The 20730-nt window shown below is 62.4% G+C and carries 19 protein-coding genes and 1 tRNA gene; 13 read left to right on the forward strand and 7 right to left on the reverse strand.

Annotated features, from left to right (window positions below; all coding sequences use genetic code 11):
• Window positions 1–17 precede the first annotated feature (17 nt).
• Window positions 18–797: a glycosyltransferase family 2 protein gene (locus ABD002_RS08245; protein WP_343789304.1), complete on the reverse strand. Its 780-nt coding sequence runs from the start codon at window positions 795–797 to the stop codon at window positions 18–20.
• Between the two features lie 135 nt (window positions 798–932).
• Here ABD002_RS08245 and ABD002_RS08250 point away from each other — a divergent pair, with 135 nt between their 5' ends.
• From ABD002_RS08250 to ABD002_RS08275, 6 genes are all read left to right on the forward strand, one after another.
• Entirely contained in the window at window positions 933–2330 is a 1398-nt protein-coding gene (locus ABD002_RS08250) for a sigma-54-dependent transcriptional regulator (RefSeq protein ID WP_343789307.1), read from the forward strand.
• A gap of 51 nt (window positions 2331–2381) precedes the next feature.
• Window positions 2382–3338: a DUF3298 domain-containing protein gene (locus ABD002_RS08255; protein WP_343789310.1), complete on the forward strand. Its 957-nt coding sequence runs from the start codon at window positions 2382–2384 to the stop codon at window positions 3336–3338.
• 175 nt (window positions 3339–3513) lie between these two features.
• Window positions 3514–4296 (forward strand): 3-hydroxybutyrate dehydrogenase, encoded by a 783-nt coding sequence (locus ABD002_RS08260; RefSeq protein ID WP_343789313.1) that lies wholly within the window; start codon window positions 3514–3516, stop codon window positions 4294–4296.
• A complete protein-coding gene (locus tag ABD002_RS08265; RefSeq protein WP_343789316.1) occupies window positions 4293–5558 on the forward strand; it encodes a patatin-like phospholipase family protein in 1266 nt (421 codons plus the stop codon). Before ABD002_RS08260 ends, ABD002_RS08265 begins: the two co-directional genes overlap by 4 nt.
• A gap of 53 nt (window positions 5559–5611) precedes the next feature.
• On the forward strand, window positions 5612–5941 hold the full coding sequence (locus tag ABD002_RS08270) for a hypothetical protein (RefSeq protein ID WP_343789319.1): 330 nt from the start codon (window positions 5612–5614) through the stop codon (window positions 5939–5941).
• Window positions 5942–5953: 12 nt separating this feature from the next.
• Entirely contained in the window at window positions 5954–6547 is a 594-nt protein-coding gene (locus ABD002_RS08275) for a hypothetical protein (RefSeq protein ID WP_343789322.1), read from the forward strand.
• On the opposite strand, the gene ABD002_RS08280 is transcribed toward ABD002_RS08275, so the two are convergent.
• The gene (locus ABD002_RS08280) at window positions 6544–7440 is read right to left on the reverse strand and encodes a lysophospholipid acyltransferase family protein (RefSeq protein WP_379988638.1); all 897 of its coding nucleotides are present in this window, start codon (window positions 7438–7440) and stop codon (window positions 6544–6546) included. The genes ABD002_RS08275 and ABD002_RS08280 overlap by 4 nt on opposite strands.
• A gap of 101 nt (window positions 7441–7541) precedes the next feature.
• Between ABD002_RS08280 and dtd the strand changes: the two genes are divergently transcribed.
• From dtd to ABD002_RS08295, 3 genes are all read left to right on the forward strand, one after another.
• Window positions 7542–7982, forward strand: a complete 441-nt coding sequence (gene dtd / locus ABD002_RS08285; RefSeq protein WP_343789325.1) for a D-aminoacyl-tRNA deacylase — start codon at window positions 7542–7544, stop codon at window positions 7980–7982.
• Between the two features lie 182 nt (window positions 7983–8164).
• Window positions 8165–10012 (forward strand): RNA polymerase sigma factor RpoD, encoded by a 1848-nt coding sequence (gene rpoD, locus ABD002_RS08290; protein ID WP_343789328.1) that lies wholly within the window; start codon window positions 8165–8167, stop codon window positions 10010–10012.
• Between the two features lie 89 nt (window positions 10013–10101).
• A tRNA-Ile gene (locus ABD002_RS08295) sits at window positions 10102–10177 on the forward strand.
• A gap of 177 nt (window positions 10178–10354) precedes the next feature.
• Here ABD002_RS08295 and ABD002_RS08300 read toward each other — a convergent pair.
• The 5 genes from ABD002_RS08300 to ABD002_RS19675 form a co-directional block, all read right to left on the reverse strand.
• Complete coding sequence (locus ABD002_RS08300; RefSeq protein ID WP_343789331.1) at window positions 10355–11806, reverse strand: AAA family ATPase; 1452 nt, start codon at window positions 11804–11806, stop codon at window positions 10355–10357.
• A complete protein-coding gene (locus ABD002_RS08305; protein WP_343789334.1) occupies window positions 11803–12369 on the reverse strand; it encodes an AAA family ATPase in 567 nt (188 codons plus the stop codon). The genes ABD002_RS08300 and ABD002_RS08305 overlap by 4 nt, the downstream gene beginning before the upstream one ends.
• Window positions 12366–12905 (reverse strand): hypothetical protein, encoded by a 540-nt coding sequence (locus ABD002_RS08310; RefSeq protein WP_343789336.1) that lies wholly within the window; start codon window positions 12903–12905, stop codon window positions 12366–12368. Before ABD002_RS08310 ends, ABD002_RS08305 begins: the two co-directional genes overlap by 4 nt.
• Window positions 12902–14275 (reverse strand): SIR2 family protein, encoded by a 1374-nt coding sequence (locus ABD002_RS08315; protein ID WP_343789339.1) that lies wholly within the window; start codon window positions 14273–14275, stop codon window positions 12902–12904. The genes ABD002_RS08310 and ABD002_RS08315 overlap by 4 nt, the downstream gene beginning before the upstream one ends.
• Window positions 14276–14385: 110 nt before the next feature.
• Entirely contained in the window at window positions 14386–14634 is a 249-nt protein-coding gene (locus ABD002_RS19675) for a helix-turn-helix domain-containing protein (RefSeq protein ID WP_379988634.1), read from the reverse strand.
• Window positions 14635–14997: 363 nt separating this feature from the next.
• On the opposite strand from ABD002_RS19675, the gene ABD002_RS08320 reads away from it, so the two are divergent.
• The 4 genes from ABD002_RS08320 to ABD002_RS08335 all read left to right on the forward strand — a co-directional run bounded on the left by ABD002_RS08320 (window position 14998) and on the right by ABD002_RS08335 (window position 20701).
• Window positions 14998–17418 carry a hypothetical protein gene (locus ABD002_RS08320; RefSeq protein WP_343789342.1) on the forward strand — a complete coding sequence of 807 codons (2421 nt, stop codon included), beginning with the start codon at window positions 14998–15000 and terminating at the stop codon, window positions 17416–17418.
• A gap of 170 nt (window positions 17419–17588) precedes the next feature.
• Window positions 17589–18614 (forward strand): TniB family NTP-binding protein, encoded by a 1026-nt coding sequence (locus ABD002_RS08325; RefSeq protein WP_343789345.1) that lies wholly within the window; start codon window positions 17589–17591, stop codon window positions 18612–18614.
• A complete protein-coding gene (locus tag ABD002_RS08330) occupies window positions 18611–19924 on the forward strand; it encodes a TniQ family protein (protein ID WP_343789348.1) in 1314 nt (437 codons plus the stop codon). Before ABD002_RS08325 ends, ABD002_RS08330 begins: the two co-directional genes overlap by 4 nt.
• Before the next feature lie 57 nt (window positions 19925–19981).
• Window positions 19982–20701 carry an SseB family protein gene (locus ABD002_RS08335; RefSeq protein WP_343789351.1) on the forward strand — a complete coding sequence of 240 codons (720 nt, stop codon included), beginning with the start codon at window positions 19982–19984 and terminating at the stop codon, window positions 20699–20701.
• The last annotated feature ends 29 nt before the right edge of the window (window positions 20702–20730 follow it).

The following is a 20730-nucleotide window of genomic DNA, read 5'->3' on the forward strand; positions in this document are numbered from 1 at the left end:
GCGGTCGGGATCCCTGCTCAAATGCGTTGGCCGCGATCGAGCAGCCAGAGCTTGATGAACTTCTGGCGCACGTAGTTCGCCTCGACATAGGCGTAGACGAGGCCACGCCAGCCATCGCGGAAGCCGGCGCGCAGCACGTAGCCGCGCAGGAAACGCCAGAATGGATTGAATACGATGTTCGCGATATGTGCGCGGCGGCCCTGCGCGTGCATATGCCCGGCCATCAGCCGCGCGTAGCGCTCGAGGCGCGCGAGCTGGTCGGCGAGCGAGCGGTACGCATCGTGTTCGAGATCGCCGGCGAGCGTCGCGACCGGTCCGTCGACGCTCGCATGCTCATGGATTTCGCGCGCGCCGCGCCAACCGCCGAGGCGGCGGTCGAACAGGCGCATGACGCGATCCGGATACGCGTTGCCGTGGCGCAGCCATGCGCCGAAATAGCCGGTCAGGCGTGCGAAGCGGTAGCCGGCCGCGCCGGCGAAGCCGGCATCGCGCGCGTGCTCGATCGACGCGCGCAGCGCCGCAGTCACGCGTTCGTCGGCATCGAGGCAGAGCACCCAGTCGTGGTGCGCCGCGTTCACCGCGAAATCCTTCTGCGCGCGATAGCCGTCGAATGCGCGTTCGAGGACGCGCGCACCTTTCGCCGCGGCCATCTCGCGCGTGCCGTCGGTCGAACCCGAGTCGACCACGACGATCTCGTCGCAGAATGCGAGCGAATCAAGGCAGGCCGCGATGCGGTCGGCCTCGTTCAAGGTGATGATGCAGGCCGACAGGGCCGTGCGGTCGGGTGGTGCGGACATGGAAGATCGGATGGCGCGCGGGCGCGTAGCGTAGCCGAGCGGGCGGCTGCAGACACTTCATGTGTTGGCGGTATGCCGCGGCGCGCGTGCTGCGCTATCCTCGCTGTCTCCTTTTCGCAACGAGCAGGTTCGGGAATGGCGGCTGGTGCGCGCGTGCTCGTGGTCGACGACGAGCCGGACATCCGGCAGACGGTCAAGGACATCCTCGAGGATGAGGGCTATGTCGTCGACCTCGCCGAATCGGCCGCGGCCGCGCGCGAGGCGCGGCGGCGCCAGCGCCCCGATGTCGTGCTGCTCGACATCTGGATGCCGGATCTCGATGGCATCAGTCTGCTGCGCGAATGGAGCGAGCGTGGCGGACTGCCATGTCCGGTCATCATGATCAGCGGTCACGGCACGGTCGAGACCGCGGTCGAGGCGACCCGCCTCGGCGCCTGGGACTTCATCGAAAAACCCATCTCGCTGGCCAAGCTGCTGCTGGTCGTCGGTCATGCACTCGAAGCCGGTCGGCTCAAGCGCGAAAACGAAGGCCTGCGCCGCCAGTTGCCGGCGCCCACGGAACTGGTCGGCTCGGGCAAGGCATTGCAGGCGCTGCGCGCGCAGGTCGAGAAGATCGCCGGGCACGACACCGGTGTGCTCGTGCAGGGCGAACCCGGCACCGGCAAGGAGACGCTCGCGCGCGCGCTGCACGAACGCAGCGCACGGCGTGCGGGGCCGTTCGTGACCGTCGCCGCCGGTGCGATCGCGCGCGAGCACGCCGCACTCGCGCTGTTCGGCGCCGAGGATGCGAACGGCGTGCAGCACGGTCTGGTCGAGCAGGCGAATGGCGGTACCCTGTTCCTCGACGAAGTCGCCGACCTCGATCCGGAACTGCAACTGCGCCTGTCCAGCGTGATCGAGCGCCGCGCGCTGATCCGCTGCGGTGGCCACGAGGCGGCCGTGATCGATGCGCGCGTGATTGCGGCGACCGCGCATGACCTCGAGGCGCTGGTTGCGGCCGGACGTTTCCGCGAGGAGCTCTACTACCAGCTCAAGGTCGTGCCGCTGACGATGCCGCCGCTGCGTGAGCGTGGCGACGACATTCCCGAACTGCTGCGTTACTACGCGGACTATTTCGCGAATCGCGACACCCTGCCGTACCGCAATTTCCCGGTCGCGGTGCAGAACCGGCTGCGCCACTACGCCTGGCCCGGCAACCTGCGTGAGCTGCGCAATCTGGTGCAGCGCCTGCTGGTGCTTGGCAGCGCCAGCGATGTCGGCCTCGACGAGGTCGAACTCGCGCTGGGCAGTGCTTCGCCCACGTCGACCGCAGCATCGATGTCGGCCGCAGGCACGCCGCGCGTGGATTTCACGCTGCCGCTGCGCGAGGCGCGCGAACAGTTCGAGCGCGCCTACCTGCTGCACCAGCTCAACGAGGCCGGCGGCAGTGTCGGCAAGCTGGCCAAGGCGGTCGGCATGGAGCGCACGCATCTGTATCGCAAGCTCAAGGACCTCGACATCGATCCCCGCCAGGGCGGGGACGGCGCACGTTGAGCGGGCGACGCGGCGCGCATCATCCACGGCAACAGGAACGGGAGGGAACCGATGCATCGTCTTGCATGGATCGCCATCACCCTGGCGGCTTTCGCGATCGGGTCCAGCACGGCGACGGCTGCCGCAGCGCTGAAGATCGAGCAACGCAAGCTCACCGACCACGGCGCCGCGCTCGAGATCACGGCGATGTATCCGCACACCGGTGTCGCCAGCATCGACGACGAGATCGAGACCTGGGTCCGCAAGGAAGTCGCAGACTTCCGCAAGCAGGCGGCGCGCGATGCGGATGACCACAGCGCCTACACGCTCCATCTCGCGTACGAGGTCGCGCGCAACGACGCGCGGCTGCTCGCGTTCGAGTTCACCGAATCGACCTACACCGGCGGCGCGCACGGCGGCGTCGCGATGCGCAGCTGCAACTACCTGATGCCGGACGGGCACCGCGTCGACCTGCCGGAGCTCCTCGATGGTGGCAAAGCGCTCGCGCGGCTCAGCGCGCTCGCGATCGCCGACCTGCAGCGACAGAGCAGCGCGCAGGACGACCTGCTGGATGACGAAACGATCAAGCTCGGCGCAGGCCCGGACTGGGACAACTTCGCGGTGTTCGTGCTGCTCAAGGACGCGCTGAGGATCGTGTTTCCGCCGTATCAGGTCGGGTCGTGGGCCGCGGGTCCCCAAGAGGTCGACATCCCACTGGCGCAGCTGCGCACGTCGATGCGCGCGGACTGGCGCGCCCCGGCGGCTTCGTTCGCCTGCGCGAAGGCGGCGAGCGTCATCGAACACGCGATCTGCGCTGATGTCGCGCTGGCGCGGCTGGACCGCGAAGTTGCGCAGGCCTATGCGCGGCAGACGGCAACGCCGGGACCCCGCGCCGCCATGCAGGCGCGCCAGCGTGCCTGGCTGGGCGAGCGCGACGCGGCCTGCAAAGACAAGCCTGCAGCCGCGCTCGGTGCCTGCCTCACCGGGCTGTACCGGACCCGCCTGGCCGAACTGGCGCCGACGCCGTGATTCGGCCACACGCGATGCATCCGTTCAGCTGCCGTTTGCTGCAGTGCGGAACTTCGCTGTCATCGGCGGGTCATATCCGTCAGTTTCATTCACACTCCCTGGGCGCCGCCGTCGCAACGCGCGGCGCTTTTTTTTGCCCGCGGTGGAGCGCACCGCTTGATTGGAGGAATCGGCAATGCGACTTGATGGCAAGGTGGCGATCGTCACCGGGGCGGCCAGCGGCATCGGCAGGCGCATCGCCGAGGTCTACGCGCAGAACGGCGCGGCGGTCGCGATCGCGGACCTCAATCTCGCCGGCGCGCAGGCGACCGCAGCGGAACTCGTCGCGCAGGGCGCGAAGGCGATCGGCATCGCGATGGACGTGACCGACGAGCAGGCGGTCGAAGCCGGCGTCGATAACGTCGTGAAGCAGCTCGGCGCGGTCGATATCCTGGTCTCCAACGCCGGCATCCAGATCGTGAATCCGCTCGACAAGTTCGCCTACGCGGACTGGAAGAAGCTGATGGCGATCCACGTCGACGGCGCGTTCCTGACCACGCGCGCCTGCCTGCGCCACATGTACGCACGCGGCAAGGGCGGCGCGATCATCTACATGGGCTCGGTGCATTCGAAGGAAGCTTCGAAGCTGAAGGCGCCCTATGTCGCCGCGAAACACGCGCTGATCGGCCTCGCCAAGGTCGTCGCCAAGGAAGGGGCCGAACACGGTGTTCGCGCGAACGTGATCTGCCCGGGTTTCGTGCGCACGCCGCTGGTCGAGAAGCAGATTCCGGAGCAGGCGAAGGAATTCGGCATCTCCGAGGACGATGTCGTGAAGAAGATCATGCTCAAGGACACGGTCGACGGCGAGTTCACCACGGTTGACGACGTCGCTGCCTGCGCTTTGTTCTTCGCGGGTTTCGAGACCAACGCACTGACCGGCCAGAGCCTCGTGGTCAGCCATGGCTGGTACATGCAGTGAACCGGCCGCGCGCACGCGGCGCTGCGCCGCGCAAGGTCGCGCGCGAACGCGCCGCCCGTGCACCGGTGCCGGTTCGCGCGAAAACGAAGACAAAGGCAGTGCCGACTCCGCCCGAATCGGCGCGCGGCTACGAGACCGTCGCGCTGGTGCTGCAGGGCGGCGGCGCGCTCGGTTCGTACCAGTGCGGCGTCTACGAGGCGCTGCACGAGGGCGGCATCCGCCCGAACTGGTTCGCCGGCACCTCGATCGGCGCGATCAACGCGGCGATCCTCGCCGGCAATGCGCCCGAGCGGCGCGTCGAGCGCCTGCGCGAATTCTGGAACACCGTCTGCGAGCCGGCCGGCGCGTTTGCCTGGCCGTTCAACACGATGGCCACGATGGCCGACTGGCTGCCGCCGAATGGCCCGCTGAACGCGTGGATGAACGCGCTGAGCGCATTCGGCGCGATCGCGCAGGGCCAGCGCGGCTTCTTCACGCCGCGTCCGGCCACGCCGTTCGCGTTCGCGGACGGCAGCGCCGCGGCGACCAGTTTCTACGACACGGCGCCGCTGAAGGCGACGCTGGAACGCCTCGTCGATTTCGACCGCATCAATGGCGACGGCGTGCGCCTGTCGGTGGGTGCGACGAATGTCGGCAGCGGCAACTTCCGCTATTTCGATTCGGCGATCGAACGGATCCGGCCCGAGCACATCCTTGCCTCGGGCGCACTGCCGCCCACGTTTCCGGCGATCGCGATCGATGGCGAGCATTACTGGGACGGCGGCATCGTCTCGAACACGCCGCTCGAGTACCTGCTCGAATCGGTGCCGCGACGCGACACGCTGGTGCTGCAGGTCGATCTGTGGAGCGCGTGCGGCGCGCTGCCAAAGACGATGCTCGACGTGCTCGAGCGCCAGAAGGACATCCAGTATTCGAGCCGCACGCGCCTCGGCACCGACGTGGTTGCGGCGCGCCAGCGCCTGCGCAATGCGCTCGGCGTGCTGCTCGACAAGGTGCCAGGCAAGAGCCTGCCCCCCGAATTGCTCGCCGAGCTCAAGCCCTGGCTGTGCGACCGCGTGTTCAACATCATCCACCTGATCTACCGCGCGAAGTCCTACGAGGAGCAGTACAAGGACTATGCGTTCGGCGCGGCGACGATGCGCACGCACTGGCAGAGCGGGCTCGAGGACATGCGCCGCAGCCTCGGTCACCCCGAATTCTTCGTGGCTCCGGCGCGCGGCCTCGGCGTTGTCACCCACGACATCCATCGCCGCCCATCCTGAGCACGGATGAAAAACCTGCTGCACGGATCGCGCCGGCGCGCGATCATGGCGACATGGAACGGGACATCATTGCCAGCCTGCGCGCGCAGATCGGCGGCCCGCGCGACGGCGCGCTGCTGCGCTTCTCGCTGGGCAACGCCTTGCTCGGCCACGGCGATGCGATCGGCGCGGTGATCGCATTGCGCGAGGCGGTCGCGTTCGACGAGCACTATTCGGCGGCGTGGAAGCTGCTCGGCCGCGCGCTCGAAGCGAGCGGCGACCCGGCCGGTGCGATCGCCGCGTTCGAGCATGGCATCGGGATTGCGCATGCGCGCGGCGACCAGCAGGCCGAGAAGGAGATGACGGTGTTCCTGCGCCGCCTGCGCAAGCCGCCGGCGCGTTGACCGCACGCGTCGATGCGTCGCCTCGCGATCGTCCTGTGCGCACTGGCCCTGCTCGGCGCCGCACACTGGTACCGGCAGCGCCCGATCGGGCACGTTGCCGGCGTGCTGGTCGCGGGCGAGCCACTGCAGACCGAGCCGTCCAGCCGCGCGACGATCCGGCACGGCGATTTCGACCTGTTGCCGCTGGCCGACTTCGACGTCGAGGCGCGCGTGCTGTCGCGGCATGACTATTCATTCGGAACCGAGAGCGTGCTGTCGCCCACCGATTTCGCGCTCGGCTGGGGACGCATGTCCGATACGGCGGTGATCGAGCGCCTCGACGTCGAGCAATCCGCGCGCTGGTACACCTACCACTGGAACGGCGCGCCGCCGATTCCACTGGACGAGATCGTGCGTTCCAGCGCGAACATGCATCTGATTCCGGGCGACGCCGCGGTCGCGCGCGGCATCGCGCACGTGCGCGTCGGCGAGATCGTCGAGCTGCGCGGCCGGCTGGTCGAAGCACGGCGCAGCGATGGCTGGCACTGGGTCAGCTCGCTGCGCCGTGACGACACCGGCGCCGGCGCCTGCGAGCTGGTGCTGGTCGAATCGGTCGAGCGGCGCTAGGGCGCGGTGGGCAGCGACAGCTCGGCCGGAAAGCGCTTGTACGTCCACTGGTACTGCGCGAACGCGAGCCGCACGCAGTCCTCGACGCCACGGTTCAGCGCGGCGCAGGCGACTTCGAGATCGGCATCCGCGACGCCGGCCGGCGCCGGCAGGAAATGCAGGCGGTAGCCGGCGCCACGCGGCAGGCGTTCGACGAAACTGAAAAGCACGCTCGCGCCGGTGCGTTCGGCGAGTCGCGGCAGCAGCACCATCGTCTGTGCGGGAACGCCGAAGAATGGCGCGGGCACGCCCTCGCCATGGCGCGGGCGCTGGTCGGGCAGGATGCCGACCACGCCGCCGGCGCCGAGGCGGCGGTACAGCGTGCGCACGCCGGCGCCTTCCGCGCGCACCTGTTCGACCGGCAGCGCGCCGCGCGCCTTGCGCAGCAGCGGTTCCATGGCCGCAAGACGCGGCGCGCGATACAGGATCGCCAGCGGCGTATGCGCGGCCAGCCAGTAGTTCAGCAGTTCCCAGCAACCGAGGTGCGGAGCAGCGACGATCAGCCCGCGGCCCGCCGCGAGCGCCGCGTCGAACAGCGCCTGGCCGCGCACCTCGCGCACCAGCGCGAGCGCGGTGTCCGGACGGTTGCCCCAGATCTTCGCGGTCTCGGCCAGTGCCTTGCCGGTCTCCACCAGCGCTTCGCGACCGAGGCGTTGTCGGCTTTCGGCGCTCTTTTGCGTCAATACGAGAGAGAGATTGCGTTCGGCGATCCGGCGTGCGGTTCCGCCGATCCACCAGGACACGCCACCGAGCGCGGCGCCCAGCGCATGCAGCACGGAGAGAGGCAGGCGACCGGCAATCCACAGGCTGCCGTAAAGCAGCCGGGCCGGCCAGGACATCGAGGGGGCATTCATGGCGGCGGCGATTGTAGACGGTGCCGATGGAGTGGTTGCGGGCGCATTGACCGCCTCGCATCGTCGCGGCGACGATGCGGGAACCGTTTCCGGAGTTCCGCATGATCGCCCTGATCCAGCGTGTCAGTGAGGCGCGCGTCGATGTCGACATGGAGACCGTTGGTGCGATCGACGCCGGCCTGCTCGCGCTGGTCGCGGTACAGCCTGGCGACGGCGAGCCACAGGCGCAGCGCCTCCTCGAGCGCGTGCTCGGCTATCGCGTGTTCGCGGACGCAGAGGGACGCATGAACCGCTCGCTGGCCGACTGCGGCGGCGGCCTGCTGCTGGTCTCCCAATTCACGCTGGCGGCAGACACGCGCTCGGGAATGCGCGCGGGCTTCTCGACCGCCGCCGCGCCGGAGGAAGCCGAACGCTGGTTCAACAGGCTGGTTGAACTCGCGCGCAAACGGCATCCGGGGGTGGAAACCGGGCGCTTCGGTGCCCATATGAGGGTGCATCTGATCAACGATGGGCCAGTGACGTTCTGGCTCGAGGCGCGTTGAGGTGGTGCTGCAAAGCAGGGTGGGATACCAGCCGTCCCTGGGGCGTGGCGCCGGTCCGGCCATCCGTGGCCGGCCGCTCGCCGGCTCGCGATGCCTGAGGGCATCGCTCGAAATCCCGACTCGCCCTTGACGCGGCTCCTATACTTTTTTCCCTCGCAATACAGAACTTTTCCGGAACCGACATGGCCGCAGAGCACAACCAGGAGCAGCAGTCCGAGATCAAGACCCTGATCATCAAGGGCAAGGAGCAGGGCTACCTGACCTACGCCGAAGTCAACGATCACCTGCCGGACGACATCGTCGATCCGGAGCAGATCGAAGACATCATCGGCATGATCAACGACATGGGCATCGAGGTGCACGAAGTTGCGCCCGATACCGAGACGCTGTTGCCGGAGACGCCGGTCGCGACCGATGACGACACCGCGACCGAGGAAGCCGTGGCCGTGCTCAGCGCGGTCGACGCCGAAGTCGGCCGCACTACCGATCCGGTGCGCATGTACATGCGCGAGATGGGCACGGTGGAACTGCTGACCCGCGAGGGCGAGATCGCGATCGCCAAGCGCATCGAGGAAGGCCTGAACCAGGTCCAGTCCGCGCTGGCCAGTTTCCCGTGGTCGATCCAGCTGCTGGTCGAGGAATACGACCAGCACACCGAGGGCAAGAAGCGCCTGTCCGAAGTGCTCGCCGGCTTCGCCGACGTCGAGCAGCCGGAAGTCGTGGTCGCCGAGGCGGCCGTGGACTCCGATGCCGAAGCCGAGGAAGACGAGGACGAAGCCGAGGGTGACGCCGAGGAAGCCGGTCCCGGCGACACCGGCATCGACCTGGCCGAAGTTGCGCGGCGCATGGACGAGCTGCGCCAGCTCTACGCGAAGTTCCAGAAGACCGCCGACAAGCACGGCATCGCCGACAAGAAGGCGCAGAAGCTGCGCGACGAGATGGCCGAGGCGTTCCTCAAGCTGAAGCTGCCGTCGATCATGATCGACAGCTTCGTGCGCAAGCTGCGCGAAGTCGTCAACAGCATCCGCCACCATGAGCGCATGATCGGCGAGCTGTGCATCAAGCACTCGCGCATGCCGCGCAAGGACTTCCTCAAGCTGTTCCCGTCGAACGAGACGAACGTCGAGTGGGCCGACGAACTCGCGCGCAAGCGCCAGAAGTGGTCGCCGAGCATCAAGGCGCATCGTGACGGCATCGTCTCCGAGCAGGAGAAGCTGATCTCGATCGAGCGTGCGCTTTACCTCGCGGTCGCCGACATCAAGGAAATCAACCGCGCGATGTCGATCGGCGAGGCCAAGGCCCGCCGCGCGAAGAAGGAGATGGTCGAGGCGAACCTGCGCCTGGTCATCTCGATCGCGAAGAAGTACACGAACCGCGGCCTGCAGTTCCTCGACCTGATCCAGGAAGGCAACATCGGCTTGATGAAGGCGGTCGACAAGTTCGAATACCGCCGCGGCTACAAGTTCTCGACCTACGCGACCTGGTGGATCCGCCAGGCGATCACGCGCTCGATCGCCGACCAAGCGCGCACGATCCGCATCCCGGTGCACATGATCGAGACGATCAACAAGCTCAATCGCATTTCCCGCCAGATGCTGCAGGAAATGGGTCGCGAACCGACGCCGGATGAGCTCGCGATCAAGATGGAGATGCCCGAGGACAAGATCCGCAAGGTGCTGAAGATCGCCAAGGAACCGATCTCGATGGAGACGCCGATCGGCGACGACGAGGATTCGCACCTTGGCGACTTCATCGAGGACGCAGCGATCGTCTCGCCGGTCGATTCGTCGACGAACATCGGCCTGATGGAAACGGTACGCGACGTGCTCGCCGGCCTGACCCCGCGCGAGGCGAAGGTGCTGCGCATGCGCTTCGGCATCGACATGAACACCGACCACACGCTGGAGGAGGTCGGCAAGCAGTTCGACGTGACCCGCGAGCGCATCCGCCAGATCGAAGCGAAGGCGCTGCGCAAGCTGCGTCATCCGAGCCGTTCGGAGCAGCTGCGCTCATTCCTCGATCTGGAGTGATCGAGATCGGTCCGATGCCCGAAAACGCCCGCCGCAAGCGGGCGTTTTCGTTTCCGCACGCGGCGGTTAGACTCGCGTGTTCCTGATGCGGGCCTGTAGCACAGCGGTTAGTGCAGGGGACTCATAATCCCTTGGTCCTCGGTTCGAATCCGAGCGGGCCCACCAAATTTCAGTTGCCGATGCTCTTGTTGTGCGTGAAGGCATAAGTTGGCCATCTGGCCAGCTTATGGTTGTACGTGAAGGCATAAGTTGGCCGCGGCAACCTGCATTGGTTCAGGCCAATATTGCTGACCGCACCTGCTTACGTATCGCGATAGCATGCCCTCCAATGCTTCCTATTCGTCACGCCGACAAAAGTCCGGACTCTCCTACCAAAGCGTGCCGAGACATTGGAGTTAGCAGTCGTTCAGCGCTTATGGCAAGGTCACCATCGCTGTCCGGTCCAAGGGTGATGCGTTTGGCGGCACCGAGTGCCTTGACAGGAAGGCGACGGCACAGCAAATCAGCCAGCGCTGCGTCCTCCACCGCGCATACGATCTGACGGCCTTCTGTTACAAGCTGCGCAGCAAGTTCCGCTAGATGGACAGTACGAAAGTCGTCCACGTGCTGGACGGGATCATCGAGCATGATTGTCCGCCAACGGCTCCAAGCGAGCGATAGGTTGACCGATAGTAGAAAGGCCAAGCCCGTCGCTCGACGTTGGCCGCTTGAGAAAAGGAACTGCGGATTCAGCTCGCCGCCTACTTGGAGTTTCAAGAATCTCCGAACGTCACCACGGATCGAATATTCAATGTCCCGCCAGACGGGGTGTGGGCGTAAACGACGATAGAGTTCAGACATTAGTGGCAAGACGCGGTCTAGGCGTCGATCAAGCGTTTCACCCGCGGCTCGGCGCGCGGCATCGTGCAGTGCTTGTGCGACCGCCTCCGCCTTGCGGGCCCGACCGGCTCGCTCCTGAGCAAGTGCGAGCCTCTCCTTCGCATGTGCCTCCTCCCTCTGAGCGCGTTCCAGATCGTTGCCCAACCGAAGTGTCTCAAGCACACGTAGGTCTCTCTGGGCCGACTCAAAGTCTTGACGGAGTTGGGCAATACGCTTCGCGACGTGTTCTAGAGTCTCGTTCTCCGCGATTCCTTTTTCCTTTCGCAGTGAGTCAAAGTCTTCAACGACCTTCTCAGACGCGCGATACGCCATGTCGGTCGCCTCTAGTGTTTGTTGATCGGAAGCCAGGCGGGCCTGCGCCTTACGTCGTGTCTGTTCGCGCTCGGCTTCCTGCGCAGCTTCTTGATCCAGCCTCTTAGCGAGATTCTCAGCAGTAGCGATCCCCCGCAAGAAGTGATCGTGATCCTGTCCCGTGCCACATAGCGGACAATGACCCCCCTGTAATCCCAGTTGGCGGCCAAGATTGGCTAGATCAATCAAGTCGCGTGCTTGTTTCGCTAGCCCCGAAGACGACATAACGTCGGTTCTCGGGCCAAGATCAGACAATGCTGCTGCCGCAGCAGTAACTTCGGTAGCAGCGGCTGCCCGATACTGGCGTAACGATGGCAGTCTCGCGCGCTCTTGATCTGCCACCAGCCAGCGCGAGCTAAGGTCTTGCATAGAATCAATTTCCGTGACAACGGAAACGATTCGTTCTCGCACTGGTCCGGCTAGTTGATCTGGTGGCGCCTCTGATTTTGAAAATGACCGCAGCCGCAGAATAGCCTCCGCGACGATGTTATCCGCGACGAGGTTTGCTCGAACTTCATCGATGCGACGAGACGCGACAGTGACCTCAGCGTTCAGCTTAGTCACTTCCTGTTGTGCGATCGCTGCTTTGCCGCAGTCGTGAGCCTCAATCCCCGAGCAATCCAAGCATCAGCATCGTTTGCGCCTAAACCATCGCGAAGAAGCGCATATCGCTCTGTTTCCTTCAGATCTAGGCTAAGGCCGGCAATATGCTCGTCGCGAATGACGGATGTAGAGCAGAGCTGCGCTAAAGGCTCCTCTGGCGCGAAATCGAGGTCACAGAGTTGCTTAGTCAACTGAAGGAGCATGGCAGAGTCAGGCTTCCCGAATTGCGTGCGACGAACTCTGATCAGCTCATCGCCATCACGGAAGCCAACATCGACATAGCGATCTGTTGGTGTTGGACCTTTTCCGGTCCACCAAATGTAGTCTGCGACTGTTTCGCCAGACGCCTTGGCGTCGTTGTATTTGCTTAGGCTGCCGGTCAGAGCAAACTCGACGGCATCGAAAATAGTGCTCTTGCCGACGCCATTGCGGCCGTCAATGATGGTAAAACCATCGGCGAAATCGATCCTTATAGGCTTGCGATAGCCACGGAAGCCGCATAGGTCGATGTAGGCGAGCTTCATGGGGTTTCCTCTAACACTTGCATTACGACGGCTTCATCTGCGCCGGATAGGAAGGCGTCAACGGTACGGGATGGCAACTCGGTAGTGCGCTGCCGAATCTCGTCGGCTATATTCACAGCTTCCAGACGTGGCGCACTTTGTAGAGCCAGCAACGGTAGAAGTGCGGCGTGTAGATCGGCAATGTCGTTAACGCCCGCCCGCGCAATCTTTCGTGTGCCGGCAAGATCTTCCTCGATAGTTCCCATTGATACCGTTTGCGCATAGTCCGCCGCCCCTGATGACAGCAGGACGATGTAAGTGTTCCATGCTTTCAGCCCAGCTCTACGTAAGCCGAATTGGTAGGCTGAAATAACTCTGTCTGCGTCAGCGTTCCATTCAAGCATCAACCTGCTGGCATCCTCGTAAATAAAGAGGAACCCGAGAACGGTTGCGTTCTCGAAGGCCAGCGCTTGGCAACTATTGCCTACAGCGACCTTCGTTGTGGTGAACCCAGCTTCGACCAAGACATCGGCGCTAGAGTTAAGAATGTCGATCAAAGTCCTAGCTCCTGGACAGCTTCTGGACGCGTTATCCAGCGCCCGGACGTGCCCCGAGTGATGGTGGGAGGAGAGCCTTCTCGTGCGATGTTTGTGGGGAGAGCTTGCGCCTCGGCACCGACAGCAATGACCAGTTCTGGTGCGATCGCAGGTGCAGTTTCGCGTTGGTAGGCCGCTACAACACGATGCAACGGTTTGTTTGGTGTGCGCAAGACGCGGATTCGCTGGCCGTTCAACAGCCAAAAGGGGCCATCCGCTGTCGCGCCGCGGGCCCGGAGTTGAAGAATTGTCAATCCGGGTAGGCTTTCGTTTGGCGGGTTTCGCGACGTGCATGGTTCTGTTGGTGCACAGCCTTCGAGATCACGGCGTATGCGCCACAACGTTTCGTTGTCTAAATCAGGCGGCTCTGTCAAGGCTATAGATGGCGGGGCTCCGGTGGCTTCCTCGTAGTCGTCGGCACCTCCATGAAGGACGCGGCGCACGAAGCTCATTGAGAAGGCTCGTCTTAGCGCTGCTAGGAAATCAGCCCCAGACGCGCGAACGTGTTGGAATGCATTCGGCACCTTTTGCCCGAGTGCGTACAGAGCCGGTGCTTTTGTAGCGAACGTAGCTCCGTCCGCGGGATCCACAACGATTACGCGAGACGGACTAACGGCACCCAGAACACTGGTTAAAACAGCATTGAGGTAATCCCAGTCGGTCCAATAGCCGACGATGACCAAATCACGATCTAGGAGCCGACCTAAGAGCCACTGCGCACTAGAGGCGATTCTGGCATCAACTGGAGGCGCGTTGAGCTGTCCTGGCGCCCAGACCATGTTTGTCGGGTCGATGGTTCTGCAACCATGGATCTTAAGTAGAGGTGCGGCATCCGGCGAGAGTAATGCCACGCTCTGTTGATCGATTCCAGCTCCAACCTGCCCATGCAACTGATGGCCGGCGTTTTCGATCATCACATCAACATTGGTCGTGATCGCTGTTTGGATGCCACGGACCAAGAGAAGATCCGCGATGGCGAAGTGCCCGGAGTTCGACGGACCAGCGAAGGCGTGACTATCAATGAGCGTTCGAAAATAGACGCTTGCGAGCTCACCGCGCTGGAAGAAAAACTCTGCCTGATCTTCCACACTTACAGCTAAAGGTTGGCGCGTGGCGCCATGCAATGCGTCGTATCTACGCTTAGCAGTAGCAGCGAGGGCCGCCGCGTTCGGCAATAAGCTTGGGGGCGCCATGGACAAACCGGCGCCGGCGAGCAGGGTTAATCGAGTATTGATCACTGAATCCAGCGCGGTGGCAACGCCGGTATCGAAGCTGATTTCCTGCATCCGTCGCGCTCCCTGTGCAAGAAACAGTACCAGAGTAACGTCCAAGTGTCCGCGGAAATTGTGATAGCTGCTGTTAAGCACTGTGTTGCATCGTCGCGCAAGCGTGCAGAGCCAGCAGAACGCTCTCGAACCGCGCCCCCCAGCGAACGCAACGGCTATCGCGCAACGTTGCGTCCGCAGATGAAATCGACCGACGTTCCATATGCGTCGGCAATGCTGACCAGCAGGTGCATCGTCGGATTCTGGTAGTGCCCTCGCTCGAGGCGGCATAGGTACTGTGCGCTTATTCCTATGTGTGCAGCCGCTTCCTCAAGTAGCCATGCGTGCTCATTCCGCAGAGCCCTCAGTCGCTGGCCTATGCTCTGAACGGCATCGCTAGCGCCCGCAATGTTGTCGGCTTTCATCGCTGAATCCTCAGTTTCGTAATAGTGGTCTTTTACGCAAAAAATCAACTACAACAGTTACTTGCGTTGACTTTTGCGCCCGGGCGGCGTAACTTGCCATCTACGGCAAGCCGGGAAACGACCAAGCGAAACCGCCCCGGCTTCGCGCCAAGGCAACTAAGGACTTCCAGCACGTCGCGAACCCATCGGGGCGCTGGAAAACGGATTCGGCAGGCGCAATGCGCGCTGCCAAGACCAACCAATCCGATGGCGATCGGAATTCCGGTTGGCGCCGTTATGTCAACGGCACTCCGATGCTCCTATTGCGATGCTGCGTTGTCAACGCAGTAGGGATCGGCTGTGCCCACACCTAGAGGCCGCTTGATGCTCTCGGATGCGGAACTGGAATCCGTGGCACGTGAGTCCGGTCTGACGCCCCTTGGCGTCGCCTATCTGCATCGCATCCGTACGTCCCCTCCGAGCCGTCGCGTCGGTGGCAATGCGTACAAGAATATGTGCGTGCGCTATCCCAGCGTGAAAATGGGATGTGTTATTCAGGCTGAGAGCCGATCAGTCGAGTTCGCATACGTACTCCACTGCGAATACGACCAAGGCGTCGCCGAGTACTACGACCAACTCGAATCGCTGCCGGTCCTCGGAAGAACAGGCAGTAGAGCGTATCGATCACCTTATTGGCCGGACTATCTTGAAATACGTATCTCTCCGGTCTCAGTTGCAGCCGTTCAATGCAAGCCTTCGAGCGAAGCTGCGCGATTGGTCGAGACGCGGCCGCACGACTGGATCACGGAAAACGGAACATTTCGCTTCCTGGCCGCCGAGCGAGCATTTGAGCCCCTCGGCATTGCACACAAGGTGATCACGGAAATCGACGTTCCGCCCAGAAGGGCAGCGAACATCGCGCTTTTGCTCAATGCAAGGCACGATGCCTCCGCGAAGATGCCGCTGCGGCTTCTGGAACTTGCAAAGGATGCGCTGGAGCGCAACGGGTTTATGACCTTGCGGGTCCTCGCGAACTTCCTTGGACTCTCCGATATCCGTGGTGTCATTCGGTGGATCGCTGACAGGGACCTTAGCGCTGACCTGGACGGAAGTCTGTTGAGTCAGGCCGAAAGCGCGCGCGCGTACGCCGACGACTCCGCGATGAAAATTCATTGTCAGGCAATACGCGAACTCGCTTCAGATGATGATCCAGGCCTGTTGAAACTCGTTGCTGCAATGAGGCTCAGCCTTGACACCAGAAGTTTGAAGGAAGCGCTCGAAAGAAAGTGCCGGCTCGATGCAGTAGCAGCCGGAAACGTCAGATCAAATCGGACGGACCGGCGACACTTCAAGGCTATGCAGGACGCCGAAACCGCTGGCTTGCCCAGGTTTTGCGGGTTGCTCTCGCGGCATCACCTAAAGGGAAACCGAGGTCGAAGATATACCGATCAGGAGGTTGAGTTCCTTGAAGCAAAGGCGAAGGAGCACTGGCAATCAAAGTCGTGTCCCAGCGTGAAGCGGGCACATGTGCACTATTGCGCTGATGCGCGGAAGGCTGTCGTACAGCCGGCGTCACTGAACAAATTCTATTCGGTGGTCAGGTCGCTGCATCCAGAGCGCGCTGCTCTCGCGCGCTCTGGAATGCGTGCCGCGCAGGCGGCGGCGCCACCGAGACATCGACATGTGACAGCCATGGTCCCTACCTACCCGTGGGCGCTTGCGCAATGCGACCACTCATTGCTCGACATCTACGTTGTTGTCATGGCATTCGAGAATGTCTGGTACGTATGTCGCCCCTGGTTGACCGTGCTCGTCGACGTGTGCACAAGAGCCGTCCTAGCAGCTGTCCTGCGTATCCAGCGTCCAGATAGGACAACTTGCGCCCTTATTCTTCGCGCTTGCGCCCGCATCCATGGTCTCCTGCCTGAGGGTGTCATATTTGACGGAGGGGCCGAGTTCGACTCCGTCTTCTTTGAAGCTTGCCTCGCAATCTGCAGGGTGGCCAAGCTTGAACGACCCAAGGGGGCGGCGCGCTACGGCTCCGAAGCGGAAAGAGTGTTCGGGCAGATCAGAACTGAACTGACTCAAAGTCTTCCTGGCAGCACCGAGAACAACCGGAAAGAGAGATCGGCTTCTTCCGATTCCAAGGGGCAGTCCCACGCAGTTCTAACTTTCGAGGAATTCGCCCGGTTGATAGACATGTACTTCGACTACAGAAATTCCCGGGTGCGTACGACACAGATCGAAAGTCCCAGTGCTCGCCTTGCGGTTGGTACAAAGGAGATTGGATGTGTCGGAAGAACAGCCACATACAACCGGGGCCTTCGTGTCCTTTGCTCGGTCGAAGCCGATTCAGCCGAATATTCCGTGAGCAGCGCTCGCGGCATTCATTTTCAGGGTCAGCATTTTTGGGATGACTGCCTCCTTCCGCTCGCTATGCGAGACAAGAAGGTGCTCGTACGGCCCGATCCTGAGGATAGATCGCTGATCTACGCTCACGTGGACGGACAATGGGTTGATTGTCGAACACGAGATGCTTCAGCCTTCGACACGCTTGATTCATGTCAAAAGCGCATCGCGACGATCATGCACTACGAAGCAGATGGATTTCGTAGAAATGCAGTTCATCAAAGCGAGATGGATTTGGCGGACGCGTTGCGTCCATATAAGCAGAAAACTCGGGAAGATTTTCCCGCCTTGATGGCAAAGTCGGATGGCAGGAAGAGCGCACAGGCCGATGATTGGGCGAAATTGGGACAGGAGGACTTCGAACGAGCCGTAAGCCAGCCATTGAGGACCGAGTGATGAGCCGATAATCGAACGCTCGATTCGTTGGCGTTCGGGACAGAAGGACTTGCCCGACTACGCCGCTGAGCGCGGTGCAACGCGCCCCACGACAGCGCCGAATCCATGGACCAGTGTCGACACATCAGAGTTCGAGCAAGCTGTTCAGCAACCACTGAGGAGCGAGTGCGATGACTGACGAGTTGGTTAGAAAACTCAAAAGTTTTCGTGTCTATCACCGGGAATACGAGCGCGTCTGCGAGGACTCATTTGCGCATGCTGCGCTCGGCGCGCCGGGGTCCATCATCCTCATCGTGGGCCCAACGAATGCGGGAAAGACTTCGATTTTGAGCAATCTGAAAAAGCGCCTCGTGCTTCCAAAAGAGAAATGGACAGATGGTGAGATCCCAATAGCAGGAGTCAAAATCCGCAACACAGATGGCGGGCTTTTTTCATCGAAAGACTTCGTGACACGCTGCCTCGCCGCCGTGGAGCATCCGGGATTCACGATGTCTGCCGCGGAAGGCGGATGCTACGAACCGCGAGGTTCGTTCGCTGAGACGCGCCTGCACAGGATGTTCGAGCGATCCTTGGAGGCGCGGAAAACAAAATACTTCTTGGTAGACGATGCGCAGCATTTCCTTCTAAGCGGGAGCGCGCGAAAGGCTGCCCACCATCTTGATACATTGAAGTCGCTGTGCACAAACACGGAGGTTACGCTTGTCCTAGCGGGGACCTACCACTTCCTCGAGGCGTGGAATCTGTCAGCTCAGATGAATGCCCGGCTGACTGAAATCCATTTCCCAGCGTACGGTACAGATCGCGCTGACCTGCTCGAATTCGAAAGGATCCTCGAATGCTTTGAACCGCATGTTCCTCTTGCGCCAAGTCAGACATTGCGTGAATGGCGCAAAACGCTTCACTACGGCACATGCGGCACTGTAGGAATCCTTGCAAGGTGGCTTGAAAAGGCAATCAAGCAAATGCACGCTCGGAAGGAATGCTGCGTCAGCTACGAGGTGCTGCGAGCAACCGCATGGAGGCAGTCGCAGGTCGATCGAATGCTCACGGAGATCCGGTTTGGTCTCGCATGCATGAACGATCCCTTCGAGGAATTCGAGAATGCGGCACTGGAAGTTCCAGCACCGGTGAGGAAGTCGAAGCCGTTCGTGCGTAAGCCTGGGAGAGATCCGGTTCCCGCGGGGGCGATTCCATGACGATCTGTCTGCCAACCCCGCTCAGGGGCGCTGGCACCCTGTATGTCGAGTCGATGACCTCCTTCATCAGCCGCCTCGCGAATGTTCACTGTCTGAGTGCGGGTCAGTTGCTGGATCTTCTGAAGTCCCGTATTCCAGCAGAGGACGGCGAGACCGACATCGTGAACTCGATCTATGCGCGAGGGCCGCATGAATTGGTCGGCTACTCCACGGCAGTAAAGACGCTCACGCGACGTCTAACGCTGGCGACCGGTGAACACGCCCTCAGTGAAGCATCGCTTCTCTTTTTGAAGCCCGCCCTCTCCCGGAACTGCCGGGCAGCGGTTCACAAGGTGCGGCGGTGGTGCCCGGCCTGTTATTCCGATTTCCGGCGCGCCGGCGATTCGGGTTACGACCTTCTCATCTGGCATTTGCAGGCCATCACATCGTGTCCAGTGCATGGACTTGTCCTCGAGAACCATTGCGCTGCATGCGGGCAGCAGCAACCTTTCGTCCGGTCGACGGACAACGCAATCGATTGCGTCAGTTGCCACGCTGCGCTTGAGGGCCTCCCTTCGGAATGGGTTCGCGAAGAGCGACCCACCGCACTCCAGAGGGCTGCGATTGACCTGCTGGCGTGGCGCGCTGCCGAGGACATCCGATGCGTCTCGCCGGACGCGTTGATGACGTTTCTCGATCTGACATTCAAATACTGGCCCGGTCTACGCCCTTCCATTGAAGTGCGTATGGGGATGGAAGCGAAGCGGTGGCGCGCCTGTCTTGCTGGAACCGCGCACGTCACGCTGGAGGTCTTCTTGCTGGCTTGCGAGCGATGCCTGGTACCGCCGTCCCTTGCTTTAGCCCATCCGCGACTGGCGGCTGCAGTGGCGGTACTACCTGACAATCGCATAAAGGCTCCTGGGATCAAGCGGATCGGGCGTACGAAGGCTGAGCGCGACTCCGTCGGAGAGCTTGTGGAGGCCGAAAGCGCAATAGCCGATCCAGCTCCGCCAAAGCCGCTATCACAGATATGCCGGCAGTCGGGCGTGTCGACTGGATTTGCTCGCTATCACTTCCCCAAGCTCTGCGAGCATCTCGCGGATACGCGGAGACGGCGTCTCGCAGAAGCTCGAAGGGGGCTGAGGTGTCGGGTATCGGAAGCGGTGGAAAAGCACATCGCACAGCCGACGCAGCCAAACAAGTCCTTTGTCAGGCACCTGCTGGCAGAGTTCGGCTATCCCAAGAATGTCGTACTTGCCGCTCTTCGCGAGCGAATGGCCGACAGTCGGCGGAATCTTCTTGATGAAGGCGTGTCGGGGACAACACGGTAGCCCACAAGTGCGCAAAGTCGCTCGGCGGCGATCCAAAAGCATGCGCTGAGAGGGAACATGACGACAACGGAAGAACTGGACGCACTGTTGCGTCGGGCTGCTCGCGACGGCCGAGCCGATGCTGCCTTTCTGCGCGCGATGCTGTCGGCAACGATGTATACGTTGGCGCCGTTGTCTGATGATCACCCAAGGTTGCGCCTGTTCATGTACCAGCGGTCGGACGGTATTTTCTTTGTTCCGTTGTTCACCGACGAAGCGAAGGCGGTCGCGTCTGCCCAAGGGCAACTACGCGTCCTCTCCAGCACAGGACAACAATTGCTGGAGATATCACTCGGTGCCGTCGTCATCGTCAATCCCAATGACGAGCACTGCACGCTGTATCCCGAAGAAATCGAGACGCTGCTGGCAACAGGCCGGGTGGCCGACATCGACACGGAGGCGGCCACCGCCGGCGGCCACGTAGTGGTGAGGGAGTCTGCCGCACCGCCGGCATGGTTGGTGAAGCGGCTGCAGACGCTCTATGCCGGTCTTTCGTATGTCGAGGCGGCGCGTTTGCTCTACATCGCGCGACAGGAAGAGCCCGAGAAGGGGGTTCTGACGGTCGTCATCGTGACGACGAGCGCACTGGCCGAACGGGCCGTCCGGGCAACGATAACGGCGATCCAGGAAGACTGCCGACGAGCGAACCTGCCCTTGGATGTCACTTTCGCGGCCTCCGACAAGCCGGGGCCGTCGTTGGCCGGACATGGACAGTTGATCTATGCCAGGAAGGAATAGTGGTCGAAGGGCTCGGTCTCACTTGACCC

This window comes from Dokdonella soli, from assembly GCF_039523175.1.
Taxonomy (GTDB): Bacteria; Pseudomonadota; Gammaproteobacteria; order Xanthomonadales; family Rhodanobacteraceae; genus Dokdonella_A; species Dokdonella_A soli.

Coding starts and splice junctions, on each gene's coding strand:
- ABD002_RS08245 (WP_343789304.1), bottom strand. CDS start 797: ATGTCCGCACCACCCGACCGCACGGCCCTGTCGGCCTGCATCATCACC.
- ABD002_RS08250 (WP_343789307.1), top strand. CDS start 933: ATGGCGGCTGGTGCGCGCGTGCTCGTGGTCGACGACGAGCCGGACATC.
- ABD002_RS08255 (WP_343789310.1), top strand. CDS start 2,382: ATGCATCGTCTTGCATGGATCGCCATCACCCTGGCGGCTTTCGCGATC.
- ABD002_RS08260 (WP_343789313.1), top strand. CDS start 3,514: ATGCGACTTGATGGCAAGGTGGCGATCGTCACCGGGGCGGCCAGCGGC.
- ABD002_RS08270 (WP_343789319.1), top strand. CDS start 5,612: ATGGAACGGGACATCATTGCCAGCCTGCGCGCGCAGATCGGCGGCCCG.
- ABD002_RS08275 (WP_343789322.1), top strand. CDS start 5,954: ATGCGTCGCCTCGCGATCGTCCTGTGCGCACTGGCCCTGCTCGGCGCC.
- ABD002_RS08280 (WP_379988638.1), bottom strand. CDS start 7,440: ATGAATGCCCCCTCGATGTCCTGGCCGGCCCGGCTGCTTTACGGCAGC.
- dtd (WP_343789325.1), top strand. CDS start 7,542: ATGATCGCCCTGATCCAGCGTGTCAGTGAGGCGCGCGTCGATGTCGAC.
- rpoD (WP_343789328.1), top strand. CDS start 8,165: ATGGCCGCAGAGCACAACCAGGAGCAGCAGTCCGAGATCAAGACCCTG.
- ABD002_RS08305 (WP_343789334.1), bottom strand. CDS start 12,369: ATGAAGCTCGCCTACATCGACCTATGCGGCTTCCGTGGCTATCGCAAG.
- ABD002_RS19675 (WP_379988634.1), bottom strand. CDS start 14,634: ATGAAAGCCGACAACATTGCGGGCGCTAGCGATGCCGTTCAGAGCATA.
- ABD002_RS08320 (WP_343789342.1), top strand. CDS start 14,998: ATGCTCTCGGATGCGGAACTGGAATCCGTGGCACGTGAGTCCGGTCTG.
- ABD002_RS08325 (WP_343789345.1), top strand. CDS start 17,589: ATGACTGACGAGTTGGTTAGAAAACTCAAAAGTTTTCGTGTCTATCAC.
- ABD002_RS08330 (WP_343789348.1), top strand. CDS start 18,611: ATGACGATCTGTCTGCCAACCCCGCTCAGGGGCGCTGGCACCCTGTAT.
- ABD002_RS08335 (WP_343789351.1), top strand. CDS start 19,982: ATGACGACAACGGAAGAACTGGACGCACTGTTGCGTCGGGCTGCTCGC.